At 46.7% G+C, this 508-nt stretch carries 1 pseudogene; it reads right to left on the bottom strand.

Going from position 1 to position 508, the window contains the following annotated elements:
- Positions 1 to 508, bottom strand: a pseudogene (locus tag R8O10_RS27735) (Zn-dependent protease); the annotation flags it as partial.

Here is a 508-nt window from a genome sequence, read left to right as displayed (position 1 = left end):
AAAACACACTTTCCTCTAATTGCTTCAACGTCTTGTGTTGTTTGATGAATCCAAAAGAGGCGAGTAGCTGCTTTTCTAGTAAGTTGATGACACACCATTCGGCTAGCGAGTATTGATTATCCGTCTCTGAGAGCTCACGTAGCACTTTACATAAGCTGATTTTCTGGGCTTCACTCAGCGATTTAAGTGCTGGCAGAGCGAGTTCGAGTAATGGGAAACGCAGATGCAGTGGTAAGTCATAATCTAGCCAGGGAAGCAATGTAGATTGCGATGCGAGTGGAACGTACGACTTAATCATTTCGCGCTGAATATCGCTGCCATCAAAAATGAGGGCGAATGCGATAAATCGGGCGCTATATGGTTCACGTGCGATATCAACTAACTCTGGTGGTAATTGACTGATCAACTGTTGGCCTGTCTCGCTCAATTGCTCCGATGGTGAGGCAGATTGCGAAGCAGGAGAGCCGCCACCTACGGCAAAGCCACTGACTTGTTCGTTATCAAACGC

Origin of the sequence: Vibrio sp. 1727, from assembly GCF_033344415.1 — a bacterium.
Taxonomy (GTDB): domain Bacteria; phylum Pseudomonadota; class Gammaproteobacteria; order Enterobacterales; family Vibrionaceae; genus Vibrio; species Vibrio alginolyticus.
The sequence above is the reverse complement of the archived record's forward strand: the minus strand, read 5'-3'. Positions and strand labels throughout refer to the sequence as shown.